General features: G+C 67.9%; 14 protein-coding genes. 10 read left to right on the top strand and 4 right to left on the bottom strand.

What is annotated here, in order from left to right; all coding sequences use genetic code 11:
* Nucleotides 1-137: 137 nt before the first annotated feature.
* The 3 genes from E0H45_RS02690 (at nt 138) to E0H45_RS02680 (ending at nt 2643) form a co-directional block, all read left to right on the top strand.
* Complete coding sequence (locus E0H45_RS02690) at nt 138-1133, top strand: copper resistance D family protein (RefSeq protein ID WP_238154762.1); 996 nt, start codon at nt 138-140, stop codon at nt 1131-1133.
* A 77-nt stretch (nt 1134-1210) separates the two neighbouring features.
* On the top strand, nt 1211-1768 hold the full coding sequence (locus E0H45_RS02685) for a type IV toxin-antitoxin system AbiEi family antitoxin domain-containing protein (RefSeq protein WP_131334668.1): 558 nt from the start codon (nt 1211-1213) through the stop codon (nt 1766-1768).
* Entirely contained in the window at nt 1765-2643 is an 879-nt protein-coding gene (locus E0H45_RS02680; protein ID WP_131334667.1) for a nucleotidyl transferase AbiEii/AbiGii toxin family protein, read from the top strand. The genes E0H45_RS02685 and E0H45_RS02680 overlap by 4 nt, the downstream gene beginning before the upstream one ends.
* Here the strand turns inward: E0H45_RS02680 and E0H45_RS02675 are convergent.
* Nucleotides 2640-3167: a nitroreductase family protein gene (locus E0H45_RS02675; protein WP_131334666.1), complete on the bottom strand. Its 528-nt coding sequence runs from the start codon at nt 3165-3167 to the stop codon at nt 2640-2642. The two genes, E0H45_RS02680 and E0H45_RS02675, sit on opposite strands and share 4 nt — an antisense overlap.
* Nucleotides 3168-3225: 58 nt before the next feature.
* Here E0H45_RS02675 and E0H45_RS02670 point away from each other — a divergent pair, with 58 nt between their 5' ends.
* The 3 genes from E0H45_RS02670 (at nt 3226) to E0H45_RS02660 (ending at nt 9014) form a co-directional block, all read left to right on the top strand.
* Nucleotides 3226-5214 carry a thioredoxin domain-containing protein gene (locus E0H45_RS02670; RefSeq protein WP_131334665.1) on the top strand — a complete coding sequence of 663 codons (1989 nt, stop codon included), beginning with the start codon at nt 3226-3228 and terminating at the stop codon, nt 5212-5214.
* Nucleotides 5215-5463: 249 nt separating this feature from the next.
* The gene (locus E0H45_RS02665; RefSeq protein WP_131334664.1) at nt 5464-7512 is read left to right on the top strand and encodes a M4 family metallopeptidase; all 2049 of its coding nucleotides are present in this window, start codon (nt 5464-5466) and stop codon (nt 7510-7512) included.
* Nucleotides 7513-7598: 86 nt separating this feature from the next.
* Complete coding sequence (locus E0H45_RS02660; protein ID WP_131334663.1) at nt 7599-9014, top strand: M28 family metallopeptidase; 1416 nt, start codon at nt 7599-7601, stop codon at nt 9012-9014.
* On the opposite strand, the gene E0H45_RS02655 is transcribed toward E0H45_RS02660, so the two are convergent.
* Both E0H45_RS02655 and E0H45_RS02650 read right to left on the bottom strand, forming a co-directional pair.
* Nucleotides 9011-9391, bottom strand: coding sequence for a hypothetical protein (locus E0H45_RS02655; RefSeq protein WP_238154761.1), 381 nt, complete (start codon nt 9389-9391; stop codon nt 9011-9013). The two genes, E0H45_RS02660 and E0H45_RS02655, sit on opposite strands and share 4 nt — an antisense overlap.
* A gap of 196 nt (nt 9392-9587) precedes the next feature.
* Nucleotides 9588-10742 carry a phosphotransferase gene (locus E0H45_RS02650; RefSeq protein ID WP_131334662.1) on the bottom strand — a complete coding sequence of 385 codons (1155 nt, stop codon included), beginning with the start codon at nt 10740-10742 and terminating at the stop codon, nt 9588-9590.
* Between the two features lie 53 nt (nt 10743-10795).
* On the opposite strand from E0H45_RS02650, the gene E0H45_RS02645 reads away from it, so the two are divergent.
* The gene (locus tag E0H45_RS02645) at nt 10796-11239 is read left to right on the top strand and encodes a MarR family winged helix-turn-helix transcriptional regulator (protein ID WP_131334661.1); all 444 of its coding nucleotides are present in this window, start codon (nt 10796-10798) and stop codon (nt 11237-11239) included.
* Between the two features lie 822 nt (nt 11240-12061).
* Here E0H45_RS02645 and trhA read toward each other — a convergent pair.
* Nucleotides 12062-12757: a PAQR family membrane homeostasis protein TrhA gene (trhA, locus tag E0H45_RS02640; protein WP_131334660.1), complete on the bottom strand. Its 696-nt coding sequence runs from the start codon at nt 12755-12757 to the stop codon at nt 12062-12064.
* Nucleotides 12758-13016: 259 nt separating this feature from the next.
* Between trhA and E0H45_RS02635 the strand changes: the two genes are divergently transcribed.
* The 3 genes from E0H45_RS02635 (at nt 13017) to E0H45_RS02620 (ending at nt 17451) form a co-directional block, all read left to right on the top strand.
* Nucleotides 13017-13796, top strand: coding sequence for an isoprenyl transferase (locus tag E0H45_RS02635; protein WP_131334659.1), 780 nt, complete (start codon nt 13017-13019; stop codon nt 13794-13796).
* A gap of 1449 nt (nt 13797-15245) precedes the next feature.
* Nucleotides 15246-16577: a PhoH family protein gene (locus E0H45_RS02625; RefSeq protein WP_131334658.1), complete on the top strand. Its 1332-nt coding sequence runs from the start codon at nt 15246-15248 to the stop codon at nt 16575-16577.
* A gap of 172 nt (nt 16578-16749) precedes the next feature.
* A complete protein-coding gene (locus tag E0H45_RS02620) occupies nt 16750-17451 on the top strand; it encodes an aggregation-promoting factor C-terminal-like domain-containing protein (RefSeq protein WP_131334657.1) in 702 nt (233 codons plus the stop codon).

The following is a 17451-nucleotide window of genomic DNA, read 5'->3' as shown; positions in this document are numbered from 1 at the left end:
AGCTCGGAAACACCCTGGTCACGAGATGGTGTCGGACTGGGCAGCCCACCTTCGGCTGACCCTATAGTGAGCCGCGTGCTGAATGGTGCCCACGACCTGTCTCTCCGGTGACCGCGACCCGCGCCGCCAGGCACCGCATGCCCGGACGCCTGGTAGCGGGTGGGGTCGGTGCTGTCCTCGTCGCCTCGGCGGCGCTGGTGGTGGCGCTGTACGCCGCCGACAGCGAGCCGCATGACGCCGGCGGAATCGGCGGGCCGGGTGCGTTCGTCGCCTGGTTGCTGCCGCTGTTCCGGCTGATCTCCACGCTGGCCACGGTCGGCTGTGCGGGTGCGCTGCTCGCGGCGGTCGTCCTGCTGCGGATCGAGGGCGGACCGCTCGGCGTGCAGGGCCGGCGTGCGGTCCGGGACGCGAGCAACTCGGCGATCATCTGGGCGGTGTGCGCGTTCGCGGGTGCGATCGTGACGGCGGCGCTCCTGCTCAACACCCCGGTGCGGCTGCTGCGGCTACGCCTCGACGACGCGCTCGGCGTCCCCGAGGTGAAGGCGCTGCTGATCACCGGCATCCTGGTCCTCGCGCTGGCGATCGGCATCCGCCGGGTGCAGACGTCCTCGGCCGCGGCGCTCGGCGTACTGGTCGCCGTCGCCGCACTGGTCCCGACCGCGGTCACGGCGTACCCGCGGAACGAGTCGTACGTCGTCCTCGCCGGAGCGGCCCTGGTGATCCATGTGATTGCGGCGACGACCTGGGTGGGCGGGCTCGCGGGCCTGGTCCGCTACGGGCGGGCGAGCCGGACCGGGCTGCCGATCGTGCTGGAGCGGTACGGCCAGGTCGCGTTCATCTCGGCGATCGCCGTACTGATCAGCGGCCTGATCAGCGCCGCCGGCCGACTGGCCGCGAGGAGCGGCGGCTGGGGCTCGGTCATCGACTCCCTCACCGAGGACGGGTACGGCGTCCTGCTGCTCGTGAAGGTGGCCGCGTTCCTGCTCCTGATCGTTCTCGCCGCTGTCCACCGCAGCCGCTCCGACACCGACCTACTCGACGCGGGCCGCGGCTTCTGGCGCGTCGTAGGCGTCGAACTCCTGGTCATGGCCCTGACCCTCGGCCTCTCGGTAGCCCTGTCCCAGACCGCCTGACCTCCCGCTGGATCTCCGATGGAAGAAAGCGTATACAGGTAGTGTTATCTGTAGACGAATCGGATCGGAGGTGAGTCATGGAGGCGCTGCGACCCAAAGGTGCGCCTGACGCCGGCCTGTCCAAGAGTGCTCTCTACCGTGCTGCCCGCGCGGGAGAGTATGACCGGATCGCGCGCGGGATCTACCGTCCGGCAGACGCCCCGGCCGCCGACTGGGACTGGATCGAGGCAGCCGCCCGCCGCGCAGACGCGACGATCTGCCTCACTTCCGCGCTCGCGATCCACGACCTCACCGACACGATTCCCGACACGCTCGATGTCGCGATCCCGCGAGGTGCCCGTATCCCAGCGACGCAGGCTGCTATCAGTTGGCATCTGTTCGCCAAGGAGACATTCGATCTCGGCCGAACGCAGATCCCGATTCCCGGCGCTGAGCTTCAGATCGGGCTCTACTCTCCTCAGCGGTGCATCGTGGACGCGTTCCGCCTGCGCGGCGATGTCGGGCACGACCTCGGCCGGGAGGCGCTGCAGGAGTGGCTTCGCCGGGGCGGCAAACCGGCCCAACTCATAGCGATCGCTGCCCGTCTTCCCCGGGCCAAGGGCCCGATCCTGCAAGCGCTGGAGCTCCTCGCATGACCGACGGTGAGGCGGTGTTCCGGCAGATCCAGAACAAGGCGCGCTCGGATGGCGCCAAAGAGGGCCGGCCGACACCGACGGCCGAGTACCTGACACGGCATGCACTGGACTCGTTCCTGGACCGGCTCACTCACACCGAGCACAAGGACGGCTTCGTGCTCAAGGGAGGCATCCTGCTCGCGACCTACGGGATACGTCGGCCGACCAAGGATGTCGACGCCGAGGTGGTCGACGGCGACCTGACCGCAGAGCGAATTGCTCAGGTTGTCCGTGACATCGCTGCGGTCGACGTCGCGGACGGGCTCCGGTTCGATCTCGCGACGGTCAGCTTCCAGGAGATTCGCGACGAGGCCGAATACCCGGGGCTGCGGATGCGTGTCGACTGCTACATCGGCCCGCAGAAAGTCGTGGTCGCCTGGGACATCTCGGCCGGGGATCCGATCGTTCCGCCTGCACGGCTCATCAAGGTCGGCCGTCTGCTCGGCGGCGAGATCGAGCTCCTCGGCTACGCGCCGGAAACGACGATCGCCGAGAAGGGCGTCACGATCCTGGAGCGTGGCATCACCAGCACTCGCTGGCGCGATTACGTCGACATCGTCCAGCTCGCTCGCCGGCATCACATCAACGAACGGCAACTCCTGGAGGCAGTCACCGCCGTCGCCAGGTATCGCAAAGTCGAACTCGGCCCAGTTGCGTCCGTGGTCGTGGGGTACGGCGCCGTTGCGCAGACCAAGTGGGCCGCATGGCGACGCAAAGAACGTGTCGAAGCGATCAGCGAACCCGATCTTGACGACCAGATGGCGAAGGTTGCCGCGGTGCTCGATCCGGTGTTTGTGCACGAGGCGACAGATGCCCGGCCGTTCGGTCCAACCTAGTCCCAGGGGGCGGTTCGTAGGTCGGTGGTGGTGCGGCGGTCGCGGGAGGGTGGGCGGTCTTCGGCGGGGCGGCCGACGGCGATCATCGAGACGATGTGCCAGCCGGGGCTGGGGTTCAGGTCGGTGGTGAGGGTTTCGAGGTCGAAGGCGCGGAACTGGCGGCAGGCCAGGTCCATGGCGTGGGCCTGCAGGGTGAGGTGCGCGACCGATTGCCCGAGGTCGTAGTCCGCGAAGTCGGAGTAGGCCCAGTCGGTGTCCTCGACGTACCGATGGGCGATCGTCACGATCAGCAGCGAGGCGCTCGGCGCCCAGCGGGCCGAGCTGCGGGCGAGGTGCCGGACGATGCGCTTGTGGTCGGGCTCGTCGCGGCGAGCGACGAAGTACGCCCACGGCTGCGAGTTGCCCGCGGACGGCGCCCAACGAGCCGCGTCGAGGAGCACCTCGACGTCCTCCTCCGTGACCGTCCAGCTGGGGTCGAACAACAGTGGGCTGAAGCGGCTGGCGAGCAGTGGATGGACCGGCATGCTCCCATTCAACTGCCACCCGGTCGGGCTCATTCCGCGGGACGCATACGGTTGGGGTATGGCGAACGAGCTCGGACAGTCGACCAGTCCGTACCTGCGGCAGCACGCGGGCAATCCGGTGGAGTGGCGGGAGTGGTCCGAGCGGGCGTTCGCCGAGGCCCGGGAGCGGGACGTGCCGATCTTCCTGTCGGTGGGGTACTCCGCTTGTCATTGGTGTCATGTGATGGCGCACGAGTCGTTCGAGGACGCCGAGACGGCGGCGTACCTGGCTGAGCATTTCGTGAGCGTGAAGGTGGACCGGGAGGAGCGGCCGGACGTCGACGCCATCTACATGGCGGCGACGGTGGCGATGACCGGGCAGGGCGGCTGGCCGATGTCGGTGTTCCTGACGCCGGCGGGGGAGCCGTTCTTCTGCGGGACGTACTTCCCGAAGGATTCCCGGGGCGGGATGGCGTCGTTCCGGCAGGTGCTGGAAGCAATCACCGACGCGTGGCAGAACCGGCGTGAGCAGCTGGACGGGATCGGGAAGCGGGTCGTCGAGCAGCTCGGCGCGCAGCAGCCCGCGGGCCAGGAGACGTTCGATCTGGCGCAGGCTGTCCAGTTGCTGAAGCTCGACTTCGACCCGGTCGACGCCGGCTTCGGGCGGGCCCCGAAGTTCCCGCCGTCGATCGTGCTCGACTTCCTGCTCCGCCACCACCGCCGTACCGGCGACGAGGACGCGCTCGCGATGGTCGCGCACACCTGCGATCGGATGGCCCGCGGCGGGATGTACGACCAGCTCGCCGGCGGCTTCGCGCGGTACTCCGTCGACGGCCAGTGGATCGTCCCGCACTTCGAGAAGATGCTGTACGACAACGCGCTGCTCCTCGACGTCTACACGCACTGGTGGACGATCAGCGGCGACCCGCTCGCGAAGCGCGTCGCCGAGGAGACCGCCGGCTTCCTGCTCGCCGAGCTCCGGACGCCGGAAGGCGGCTTCGCATCCGCTCTCGACGCCGACACCGACGGAGAGGAAGGCAAGTACTACGCCTGGACGCCTGAGCAACTCCGCGAAGCCCTCGGGGACGACGCCGACTGGGTCATCGACCTCTGCGACGTGACCGGAACCTTCGAGCACGGTACGTCGGTCCTCCAGCTTCGGCAGGACCCGGATGACCTGGACCGGTGGAACCGGGTCCGCGAAACGCTCGCGCAGGCGCGGAGCAGCCGTACCTACCCGGGGCGCGACGACAAGGTGGTGGCCGCGTGGAACGGTCTGGCGATCACGGCACTCACACGTGCTGGGGTCGTGCTCGGCAAGCCGCAGTACGTCGAGGCCGCGGAGGCAGCGGCCCGCTTGATCCGCGACGTGCATCTGGACGGTGCGCGGTTGTACCGGACGTCGCGGGACGGTGTGCGGGGGAGTGCGGACGGCGTCCTCGAGGACTATGCGGCGGTTGCCCAAGGGTGTCTGACCTTGCTGGGCGCGACTGGTGACATCGAGTGGTATCAGGTCGCGGAGACCTTGCTGGAAAGGGTTCTGGAGCAGTTCGTTGCTGATGGCTCCTACTTCGACACGGCCGCCGACGCCGAGCAGTTGGTGTGGCGGCCGCAGGACGCAACCGACAACGCGACCCCGTCGGGAGTCAGCCTCGCCGCCGAGGCCTTCGCCACGCTCGCGAGCCTGACCGGATCAGACCGGTATGAGACCGCGGCCCAGCAGGCGCTGCAGGCCTCGTCCGCCATCGCGCACCGTGCACCTCGCTTCGCCGGCCGGGCCCTCGCGGTCGCCGAAACCATTGCCACCGGCCCGCTCGAGATCGCGATCGTCACCGCCGCTCCCGGCGTCGACGCGGCCGCTGCGCAGGGGCTTGTGCGGGTCGCGTTCGCCGACGCGCCCTGGGGTACGCCGATCGCGTCCGGCGCGCCCGGTTCCGCCGTACCGCTGATGGCGGGACGGGACCTGGTCGGCGGCGTGCCGGCGGCATATGTATGTCAGAAATTCACCTGCCGGCTGCCCGTGACGTTGCCGGAACACCTTCGCCGGGAGTTGCGCCCCACGGACTGAGGCCGTCCCGGGTGCGGGTTTTCCCTGCGGTTTCGCCGGAATCCCTTGACGCGCGGCGAGCGGACGGCAACAGTCGGTCCTCAGTCGGATGTAACAGAACTCGCATGTTCCGACACGAAGTGTCACAAATGAGGCAGTGGCACTGTTGCGTCACATCCGGTGTCCCCAACTGAATTCGGTCGCTGCGCCCAAACAGCGACCACACCGTGAGGAGATGTTGTCTTGAAACGACTGACATCAGCAGGGGCGGTGGCTATCGTCGCGGCAGCGGGTCTTGCCACGACGTTCACCGCTTCGAACGCGGGTGCCGCCGACCGGACGGCTCCGCTCCCGGCATCCGGCTTCAACCAGCCGGCCGCCGTCCAGGCCGAGCAGGCGCTGACCGCGCAGACGGCCGCCGCTCTCGGTCTCGGCACCGGCGAGCAGCTCAAGGTCCGCGACGTGATCAAGGACTCGGACGGTACGGAGTACGTCCGCTACGACCGTACCTTCAACGGCCTCAAGGTCGTCGGAGGTGACCTGATCGTCAAGCGCAAGGGCGAGTCGATCGGGCAGGTCACGTACAACCGCGGCGCCAAGTCGGTCGCCGTCGCCACCAAGCCGACTCTGTCCCAGTCGGCGGCGCTCACCAAGGGCGCGCAGGCGGCCAAGTTCAAGGCCACCGGCAACAAGGGCGCGTTGGTCGTCTTCGTGACGCCGGCCAAGCCCGTCCTCGCGTACGAGGTGGTGACCACCGGTGTGAAGCCCGACCAGACCCCGTCGGTGCTGCACTCGTTCGTCGACGCCAAGTCCGGTGCGGTGCTCGCACAGGACGACGAGGTCAAGACCGGTACCGGCAACTCGATGTACTCCGGCACCGTCAGCATCGGTACGTCGGGCAGCTACACGATGACCGACCCGACCCGCGGTGGTAACTACACCACGGACCTGAACGGCTCGACGTCCGGTAACGGCACCACGTTCACCGACGCCGACGACACCTGGGGTACCGGCGCCGCGTCGAACCGCCAGACCGCCGGTGTGGACGCGCACTACGGAGCCCAGCTGACCTGGGACTACTACAAGAACGTCCACGGCCGGAACGGCATCTTCAACAACGGCCAGGGCGCCCGCTCGCGCACGCACTACGGCAACGCGTACGTGAACGCGTTCTGGGACGGCACCCAGATGACGTACGGCGACGGGTCGGGCAACACCCACCCGCTGACCGCGATCGACGTGGCCGGTCACGAGATGAGTCACGGTGTCACCGAGGCGACCGCGAACCTGGACTACTCCGGCGACGCGGGCGGCCTGAACGAGGCGACGTCCGACATCTTCGGTACGGCGGTGGAGTTCTCCGCCAACAACTCGTCCGACCCGGGTGACTACCTGATCGGCGAGAAGATCAACATCAACGGCAACGGCACGCCGCTGCGCTACATGGACAAGCCCTCGAAGGACGGCCGCAGCGTGGACTGCTGGTCGACCAGCACCGGCGGCCTGGACCCGCACTACTCGTCCGGCCCGCTGAACCACTGGTTCTACCTGGCGTCGGAAGGCACCGGGAGCAAGGTCATCGGCGGCGTGACGCACAGCAGCACCGCCTGCAACGGCGCCACCATCACCGGCATCGGCCGCGACGTGGCCGCCAAGGTCTGGTACCGCACGCTGAGCACCAAGCTGAGCTCGGGCAGCACCTACAAGGACGCCCGTGAGGGTGCGATCAACTCCGCGAAGGAGCTGTACGGCGCGGACTCGGCGCAGTGCAAGGGCATCGAGGCCGCGTTCAACGGTATCTCGGTCCCGGCCGGCGCGGCCGCCTGTGGCGGTGGCACCGACCCGGAGCCGCCGACGGGTGACAACCTGCTGCAGAACCCGGGCTTCGAGTCCGGCGCGGTGAACTGGACCGGCACCTCGGGCCCGATCACCAACAACACCGGTCGCCCGGCGCGGACCGGCACCTGGAAGCTGTGGCTGCAGGGCAACGGTCGCGCCACCACCGAGAACGTCGGCCAGTCGGTCGCGATCCCGGCCTCGGCGACCGCCGCCACGCTGTCGTTCTGGATCCGGATCGACACCGCCGAGACGACTGCCTCGACGGTGTACGACACGGCGAAGGTGCAGATCGTCGACGGGTCGACCACGACCACGCTGGCGACGTACTCGAACCTGAACAAGAACACGTCGTACGTCCAGAAGACGCTCAACGTGACGCAGTACAAGGGAAAGACCGTCACAGTGAAGTTCGTCGGCCAGGAGGACTCCTCCCTGCAGACCAGCTTCGTCATCGACGACACCTCCCTGACCGCGAGCTGAGCTCACGGTGAATCGTCCGGGGCGTGCGTGGCCTTCCGCCCAGGCCCGCGCGCCCCGGATTTCCTTTGCCCGAAGGAGGTCCACCCATGCGCAAGTCCCTTGTCCCAGGACTCGGCGTAGTGCTCGTCGCCGCCACACTGCTTGCTACTGGCAACAGTGCGGTCGCGGCCGATTCACCCGACATCTCGGTCACCAACACCAAGGCCCATCTGGACCAGTTGCAGTCCATTGCCACCAGCAACGGTGGTAACCGGTACACCGGCCGGGCCGGGTACAAGGCTTCGGCCGACTACGTGAAGGCCAAGCTGGACGCGGCCGGGTACACCACGACCCTGCAGTCGTTCAGCACCTCGGCGGGTACGTCGTACAACGTGATCGCGGAATGGCCGCACGGCGACGCGAACCACGTGGTGATGAGCGGCTCGCACCTGGACAGCGTCAGTTCCGGTCCGGGGATCAACGACAACGGCTCTGGGAGCGCCGGCGTACTCGAAACCGCCCTCGCTTACGCTGCCAGTGGCCAGACCCCCAAGAATCGCTTGCGGTTCGGGTTCTGGGGTGCCGAGGAGCTCGGACTGCTCGGTTCGAAGTACTACGTGAACAACTTGCCCGCCGCCGAGCGGGACAAGATCGAGCTGTACCTGAACTTCGACATGATCGCGTCGCCGAACCCGGGGTACTTCGTGTACGACGACAACCCGGCCGGCAACGGCGCTCGTGACGACCTGGTGGCGTACTTCACCGGGAAGAGCGTGCAGACCGAGTTCATCGACGTCCAGGGCCGCTCTGACCACGCGGCGTTCCGTTCGTTGGGGATCCCAACGGCCGGTACGTTCTCCGGTGCCGAGGGCACCAAGACGTCTGCCCAGGCGTCGAAGTGGGGAGGTACGGCGGGCCAGGCGTTCGACCCGTGCTACCACCGGTCCTGCGACACCATCAACAACCTGGACCTGACCTCGCTGGACCGCCAGATCGATGCCATCGGCCACATGATCTGGACGTACGCGCAGAAGGACTACACCGGTGGGCCGCCCCCGACCGGCGACAACCTCCTGCAGAACCCGGGCTTCGAGTCCGGTACGGCGAACTGGACCGGGAACACCGGTGTGATCACGAACAGCACCTCACGCCCGGCGCGCACCGGTTCGTACAAGGCGTGGTTGCAGGGGAACGGCCGCAGCAGCACCGAGAACCTCGGTCAGGCGGTCGCGATCCCGGCCACGGCGGCAGCGGCTTCGTTGTCGTTGTGGATCCGGATCGACACCGCGGAGACCACGGGCTCCACGGTGTACGACACGGTCAAGGTGCAGATCGTCGACGGGTCGACCGCGACCACGGTGGCGACGTACTCGAACTTGAACAAGAGCACGTCGTACGTGCAGAAAACGCTGGATGTCACGCAGTACAAGGGAAAGACGGTCACGGTGAAGTTCGTCGGCCAGGAGGATTCCTCCCTGCAGACGAGCTTCGTGATCGACGATGTAGCCCTGACCGCCGGCTAGAGCTGCTTGCAGAGTTTGCCCGGCGGGATGGCGGCTTCGGTGAGCAGTTTGGTCACCGGGGCCGCCAGTGGCTGCACCTTCGGGTCCTCGATGCGTGCTGTCCGGCCGTTCGCCGAGACCGCGACGATCATGTCGTCGGGGTGCTTCGTGGCCGGCTTGGTCGCGACCATGCTCGCCCAGTCGACCTGCTGAGCGGCCGTGGTGATGGTCGCCAGGAGGGTCGGGTCGAGCTTGCACCGGATGGTTTCCTTGCCGCGCTTGCTCACGGTCGCGACGCCGTCGGTGCCGATCTGCACCTGGTCGTCGAAACCCGCGAACCCACCGGTCCTGGACACGGTGAGCGGCAGACCGGTGCCCACCGGCGTCGACTGCGTCACTGACGCTGTCGGCAGAGTCGGCGCGCTGGGCGACGGTGTGCTCGGGCTTCCGGTGCCGGATTCGCTTCCGCATCCGGTCAGCACGAAGCTTGCGATGACGGTTGCTGCTGCGTATCTGCTCAGGTTCCTCACGCATCATGGATACACGGAGGGGTGCCGTTCGTTGCAGCTGTGACACGACTGAAATGTGATCGCGTCAAACGACAGGGGAAACCAGGTCGACCAGCGCACGGGTCAGCTCGACCCGCTGCTCGAACAGCTCCAGTGAAGCGTTGGCCGTGCCGAACATCTCCAACGGCAGCGCGGTGAACGTGGCACGGATCAGCAGCGAACCCAGGTACCCGTAGAGGACCTCCTCCTCGGTCACCTGCATGCCGTCCGCCGCGAGACCCTCCAGGAACCCCTTCAGGATCACCTTGTGTACTGCGGGCAACGCCCCCGGCGCCAGCTCGCCCGCGTGCGCCAGTCCGATCAGCAACTGCCCCAGATCGAACCCGACCGCCTGTGGGCAGTCGAAACCCCAGTCGATCGCCACGAACTCGTCAGGGCTGTCATGGGGGACCAGCAGGTTCTGCGGGCTCGCATCACCGTGCTGGTAGCACTGCGGCAACGCCTCGAGTGCATCGAGTACTGCGGGGACGCGCTCGCCCAGTTCGAGCAGGTCGTCCCGTAAACGGTGGTCGCCCAGGTGACAGACCGCTGCGCTCAGCAGTGGGTGCCGCCAGGTCTGCGGATCGGTGAGCACAGGTAGCGCAGACTTCATGACGCGGCCGTCGGCGTAGTACCGCAGCGCCGTACCAGGTGTGCTGGAGACGACCCGGTCGAGCAGGGGCGCGACGAGATGGGGTTGCCGGCGAGCCGACAACCGGCCGAGCAGGTACGCCGCCCGCTCGAAGCGGTCCATCGGCCACGGGCCCCACTCCTGGATGACGTTCTCCATCCACAGGGTCGCGCGGTCGTCGTCGTACTCGTCGATGCGGTAGGCGTGCGCCAGTCGCAGGCCCGGCGGCATCAGGTCGCCGACGCCGCTCTGGTGAACGGCGACCTCCAACTGCCAGGGCATGTAGTCGATGAAGCTCTGCCGGTACTCCATGGGCACGAACTCGATGATCGGCGAGTGCCTGACGGACTGCAGTTTCTTCACGAAGCACGACCAGTCGGCGCCGTCGAGCGTCGTACCGAAGACGCGGTGCAGCGACTCGGTGCTCGGCGTACCGATCGGATAGTCGACAGGCTCGACCCGGACCGCGCCCGCGACGGCCGCCGGGTCCCCGGTGATCGTCCGCGCGAGCGCGGTCAGGTCCTCCTCCCCCAACGCGTCCCGGCCCAACGGTTCCAGTCCGGTGATCATGTTCCCCCCAAGGAAGTAAAGTCACCTTACTGATGTGATAGTAAAGTTGCTTTATGACTTCCGTCAACGACGACCCCCGGGTCGGGACCGATCACATCGCCGCACTGCTCGGGCTGGCGCTGCGGAGGATCCGGTCGGAGATCCTGGCCACGTCCGAGGAACAGTTCCCCGGGCTCCGGGTCTCGCACTACCGCCTGCTCGAACTGATCCCGCCCGACGGCGCCCGGATCACCGACCTGGCGGAGGTCGCGACGATGACGAAGCAGGGCCTCGGCCAGCACGTCGACTACCTGCAGAAACTCGGCTACACCGAGTCCGCCCGCCTCCCCACCGACCGCCGGGTCCGCCTGGTCCGCCGTACGCCGCTGGGCGACGAGGCCGTCGCCTTCAGCCGAGCCGCCATAGCCCGAGTAGAGGAATCCTGGTCCACCCAACTAGGCCCCACCCGCTACGCCCACCTCCGCCAAACCCTCCACGAACTAGGCACCGACCCGTAACAGACACAGACCGGACACGCCTCCGGCGCGACTGCCCGTTGCCCGGCTCCGCCGGCGCGAGGGGTGTGTGGGACGAGCGGATGCGCTCGGCGGAACAAATGTCGCAGCCGGCGACAGAAACGTTCCGGAGTACCCGACTGGATCGGACTGGGGACAGGCGATGGGGTGTGGGGACAGGCTATTGCTTGTTCCCGGACCCCGGCGGGTGTCCCGGTGGGCGAACCGTGGTGAGGGCCGACGCACTCGGCGGGCGTGTGGTGGCGGGGGATGCAGACCGGACACGCCTCCGGCGCGACTGCCCGTTGCCCGGCTCCGCCGGGGCGCGGGGTGTGTGATGAGCGGGGGTGCTTGGCGGGCGGATGTGCCGCTCGGCTCCGCGGTCTACGGGCGGTTTGCGGAACAAATGTTGCAACTGGTGGCAGAAATGTTCCGCAGTACCGCACTGGATCGCACCAGGGACAGGCGATGGGGTGTGGCGACAGGCTATTGCTTGTTCCCGGTCCCCGCCGGGTGTCTCCGGCGCGGGGTGGTGGTGTGGATGTAGATCGGGCACGCCTTGTGGCTGTTTGTTGGCCGGCTTCGCTGGCGCGCGGGGGTGTGCGACGAGCGGGGGTGCTTGGCGGGCGGATGTGCCGCTCGGCTCCGCGGTCTACGGGCGGTTTGCGGAACATATGTTGCAGCTCGTGGCAGAAATGTTCCGGGGCGCCCGACTGGGGACAGGCGATGGGGTGTGGGGGCAGGCTATTGCTTGTTCCCGGACCCCGGCGGGTGTCCCCAGTGGCCGAACCTCGGCTGAGGCGTGTGGTCTGTGGTCGCGGGTGGTTAGCCCGCGCGGTAGGTCGCGATGCTTACTGCGATGTAGTGGCAGATGAAGGCGGCGACGGTGAAGGCGTGGAAGATTTCGTGGAAGCCGAACCAGCGGGGGGACGGGTTCGGGCGCTTGGTGCCGTAGACGACCGCGCCGATCGAGTACAGGCCGCCGCCGACGGCGATCAGCGTGACGACCGCCGCGCCGCCGGAGTGGTAGATGTCGCCCATCCAGAAGATCGCGACCCAGCCCAGCGCCAGGTAGAGCGGGGTGTAGATCCAGCGCGGCGCGCTGAGCCAGAAGATCCGGAACAGGATGCCGAGCACCGCGCCGCCCCAGGCCAGGCCGAGCATCAGCACCCGGTCGTTGCCGTGCAGCAGTACCATGCCGAGCGGCGTGTAGGTGCCGGCGATCAGCAGGAAGATGTTGCTGTGGTCGAGCCGGCGCAGGATCGCCTCGCCGGTCGGGCCCCAGTAGAACCGGTGGTACAGCGCGGAGATGCCGAACAGCAGCATCGACCCTGCGGTGTAGACCGCGGCCGCCCAGCGCGCGTTCGCGTGCGGTGCCAGGCAGATCAGCACGATGCCGGCGGCGGTGGCGAACGGGAACGTCCCGGCGTGCAACCAGCCGCGGAGCTTGGGCTTGAGTGGGCCGAGGCGCCCGGAGAGCCGGTGACCGAGTTCCTGGGGTGGTGCGTCGGAAACGGTCATCGCCGTCCTTTCGAGGGGTGTCCGGGCGGTTCGTACCTACGCAACCGTAACCTACGGAACCGTAGGTTGCATCGGTCGGAAGAATGAAATGTAGGCGAAGTCACCCGGGTGATGCAGCACCCCCACGTTTACGATGCACGAACTTCGCAGAAAGTTCGACCTTTCCGGCAGCTTTCTGTGAGCCACTCCAGGGCCTCTCGTACCGGGCGTTTCTGGGCTAGCCTCGTGACCGAGAGTCTTCGAGGAGAGCACCCTGCCCATGCGGACACCTGGCAAGCAGAAGCTGCGCGACGCGGTCTACCGCCTGTACGAGCGGCGGCTGACCCGATCGCTGTCGCTGGACCGGATCCCGCGGCACATCGGGGTCATCATCGACGGCAACCGGCGCTGGGCCCGCCAGGTCGGCGACCCGGTGTCGCGCGGCCACGAGGCCGGGGCGAACAAGATCTCCGAGTTCCTGAACTGGTGCGACGGTGTCGGCGTCAAGGTGGTCACGGTGTGGATGCTGTCCACCGACAACCTGACCCGCCCGGCGGACGAGCTGGAGCCGCTGCTGCGGATCATCGAGCAGACGGTCGAGGAGCTGACCGCGATCGGCCGCTACCGGATCCACCCGGTCGGCGCACTCGACCTGCTGCCCGGCACCACCGCCGAGGCGCTGAAGGCGGCGGAGACGGACACCCACGACGTCGAGGGGATGCTGGTCAACGTCGCGGTCGGGTACGGCGGACGTCGCGAGCTGGCCGACGCGGTCCGGTCGCTGCTCCTCGAGGAGGCCGCGAAGGGCATCTCGATCGAGGAGCTGGCCGACCGCGTCGACGTGGAGCACATCGCGCGGCACCTCTACACCAAGGGCCAGCCCGACCCGGATCTGGTCATCCGGACGTCGGGTGAGCAGCGCCTGGGCGGCTTCCTGCTCTGGCAGAGCGCGCTGAGCGAGTTCTACTTCTGTGAGGCGCTCTGGCCGGACTTCCGTCACGTCGACTTCCTCCGCGCCATCCGAAGCTACGCCCAACGCGAGCGCCGCTTCGGGACCTGATCTGCACGGCCGACGGCGTTCCTCGGCCGCAGCGGGTACAGGTGGTGCGGCGCCTGAGGTAGTACGCGTACGTCGCCACGCCCAGCGCCGTACCCCAGAGGATCCAGAGGATGCCGGGGCCGTTGGTCGCCCACATGTCGCCGCCGAGTGGGGCCTGGGTGTTCATCAGGCCGGCGGGGATCAGTACGACGGCGACGATCGAGGCCGGGATGATCGCGAGGCGAGGTGGGACGCGCCGGCTGGCCTTGAACCAGATCCAGCGGGGGTAGATCTCGCCCCACCGGTGCACCAGTCCGTGGGTGAGGACGCCTCCGCCCAGGCCCATCACGGCCAGGCCGAGGCCCATCTCGAGCATTCCGGGCGTGTCGGCCATCATCTGGTGGAACTCGTCGGTGATGCCGACCGGCCAGCCGAGGTACCAGGCGATCCGGGTGAACTCGTACGGAAGGTTCGCCACCACAGCGACCGCGACCGCCCACCTGCCCCACCGGAGCGCAGCCTCCGGTCGCATCCAGGCCGGATCGCGGGTGCGCCGGCCGCACGAGACGCAGGCATTGCGGCTGCGCCGGTGGTAGGCGAGTGCCGTCGCCGCCCAGAGCAGGCCGCCGACGAACAGGATGATCAGGTTCACGCGGTGCCAGTACAGGATGTCGCCGACGCCGTCCTGCGGCCCCGGTACGCCGGTGAACGCGAACACGATCAGTGCCGGGGCCATGGCGACCACCGCGATCAGCGTGTAATCGGGGATGACGAGGGCGAGACCGACCGCGAGTACGGCGGCAATCGCCTGCAGGATCGACCCGCGCGGCCTCATCCGGGTCATCACGAGCGCGAGTACGGCGCCGCCGAGCCCGATCGCGACCATCACGGGCGCGACCACGTGTACCGGCGTACCTTCAAGGATCGATGCCGACGCCTGATCGTCGGCGACCCGCGCGAACGGGTAGCCGGCGCCGCCGAGGGTCCAGTAGAGGCCGAGTACGCCGTACACGAGGGACCAGAGCGCGGTGAGGTACCCGGTCCACGTCGGCCAGTTCTTCGTCATGCACCGAGCCTCGCCGGGCGCCCCGGCGTACCGGATCACCCCGCGGAGTGACGTGGCTCCCTCGGGTGGGGGGAAGGCGTAACACCGTGTTAACCCCGTGGCCGGGCGTGTCGGGCTGCGCCGTTTGCACGAGGCTCCTACCCTGACATTGACGGTCGGAGGGGAAGCCGGCTGTCACGGGAGGCCCGATCAGTTTGAGAATCTCGTTCCAGCCGGTTGCCCCATGAGGGGCCGAACGGAGTACCCGAGACCTCAGGTCTCGAGCTCGCTGATCGCCGTTGCCGCTCATGCGGTGGCGCGGACGGGGTCAACACCGGACCCCGAGGGCGGCACCCGACCCATCACCTAACCACTGGCGGGCCGGGGCGAGGGTGTACGTCACGGCCTAGAAGAGGACGTGCGACATGGCCATCCACGCCAAGGCGTCAAGTACCTCATCCACACCGGACCAGCGCACCTTCGTGCTGGACACCTCAGTGCTTCTCTCGGACCCGCACGCGATGCTGCGGTTCGACGAGCACGAGGTGGTCGTTCCGGTGGTCGTCGTCACCGAATTGGAGGCCAAACGGCATCACCCGGAGCTCGGCTACTTCGCACGTACGGCGCTACGCCTGCTCGATGAGCTCCGGATACTGCACGGACGACTGGACGCGCCCCTGCCAGTGGGGGAGAAGGGTGGAACTCTTCGGGTCGAGCTGAACCACACCGACCCGGAGACCTTACCGGCCGGTTTCCGGCTCGGTGACAACGACAGCCGGATCCTGGCCGTGGCCTGCAACTTCATGGCCGAGGGCAAGGACGTCACGCTGGTCTCGAAGGACCTGCCGATGCGGGTCAAGGCCTCGGCGTGCGGCCTGGTTGCGGAGGAGTACCGTGCCGAGCTCACGCTCGAGTCCGGCTGGACCGGGATGGCGGAGCTCGAGGTCGAGACGCACGTGGTCGACGACCTGTACGAGAACGGCGCGGTCGAGCTGACCGAGGCAGGCGAGTTCCCGACCCACACCGGGCTGGTGATGCTGTCCGACCGGGGTAGCGCGCTCGGCCGGGTGATGCCGGACAAGCGGATCAGGCTGGTCCGCGGCGACCGGGAGGCGTTCGGGATCCGCGGCCGGTCCGCCGAGCAGCGGGTCGCGCTCGATCTGCTGCTGGATCCGGACGTCGGGATCATCTCGCTCGGTGGCCGGGCCGGTACGGGTAAGTCCGCGCTCGCGCTGTGTGCCGGCCTGGAGTCGGTGATGGAACGGCGCCAGCACAAGAAGGTCATCGTCTTCCGGCCGCTGTTCGCGGTCGGCGGGCAGGAGCTCGGGTACCTGCCGGGCAGCGAGGCCGAGAAAATGGGGCCGTGGGCCCAGGCCGTGTACGACACGCTCGGTGCGCTGACCAGCAGTGACGTGATCGACGAGGTGATCGACCGGGGCATGCTCGAAGTGCTGCCGCTGACCCACATCCGCGGGCGGTCGCTGCACGACGCGTTCGTGATCGTCGACGAGGCGCAGTCGCTGGAGCGGAACGTGCTGCTCACGGTGCTGTCGCGGGTCGGGGCCAACTCGCGGGTGGTGCTCACCCACGACGTCGCCCAGCGGGACAACCTGCGGGTCGGCCGGCACGACGGTGTGGTCGCGGTGGTCGAGCAGTTGAAGGGGCACCCGCTGTTCGCGCACGTCACCCTGACCCGCTCGGAGCGGTCGCCGATCGCGGCTTTGGTCACCGAGATGCTGGATGACCTGCAGTTGTAAGGAGTGTTCGTACGGTTAGGTAATAAACGTCTGTAAAGCAAAGGTAAGAACGGTGCGGTCGCCACGCGGTGACCGCACCGTTCGTTCGTGACCTGCTTGTGATGACGGACGGTTTACGTCAGAGTATGTTCTCGTTGCAGCCGACGGGGGTCGGGTTTTCTCGGAAGGACAGATGAAAGCGAAGCGCTCCGTCGCGATTCTCGCAGTGACCGGAATCGCCGTGGTTTCCGTTGTCGCCGGTATCGACCTCTTCAGCTCTCCTGGGAGCAGCAGTGCGTCGGAGAAGGTGTCCGGGCGGGCCGAGATGGCCGTGCTGAACAGTGGGAAGGCGATCCCTTCCGCGACCACACCGTCGGCCAAGCCGCAGTCGGCCGCCGAGATCGCCGCCGAGGCGGTCCGGATGCGGAACCAGGTCGAGGCCATCGAGCAGCAGCGCACCGCCCTGCAGGACGCGGCCGCGGTGAAGATGAAGGCCAAGAACGCTGCTTTGCTGCGCTATCAGGCACTCCGGGAGGCCCAGCGCTCGTCGAGCGAGGAGCGGGCCAGCCGGGACGCCGAGCGGAAGAAGTACGAGGGCACGCCGAAGGAGGTCGCGATGAACCTCCTCCCCGACCACGGCTGGAGCCAGAGCCAGTTCAGCTGCCTGGAGAAGCTCTGGAACAAGGAGTCCCGCTGGAAGGTCAGCGCCGACAACCCGACGTCGACGGCGTACGGCATCCCGCAGGCGCTCCCCGGCAACCGGATGGCGGCGTACGGCAAGGACTGGCGGACCAACCCGGTCACCCAGATCAAGTGGGGCCTGGACTACATCGAAGCCACCTACGGCTCCCCCTGCAGCGCCTGGGGCCACTCCCAAGCCAAGGGCTGGTACTGA

Origin of the sequence: Kribbella soli (genome assembly GCF_004331345.1) — a bacterium.
Taxonomy (GTDB): domain Bacteria; phylum Actinomycetota; class Actinomycetes; order Propionibacteriales; family Kribbellaceae; genus Kribbella; species Kribbella soli.
This window is presented reverse-complemented; position numbering and strand designations above follow the sequence as displayed.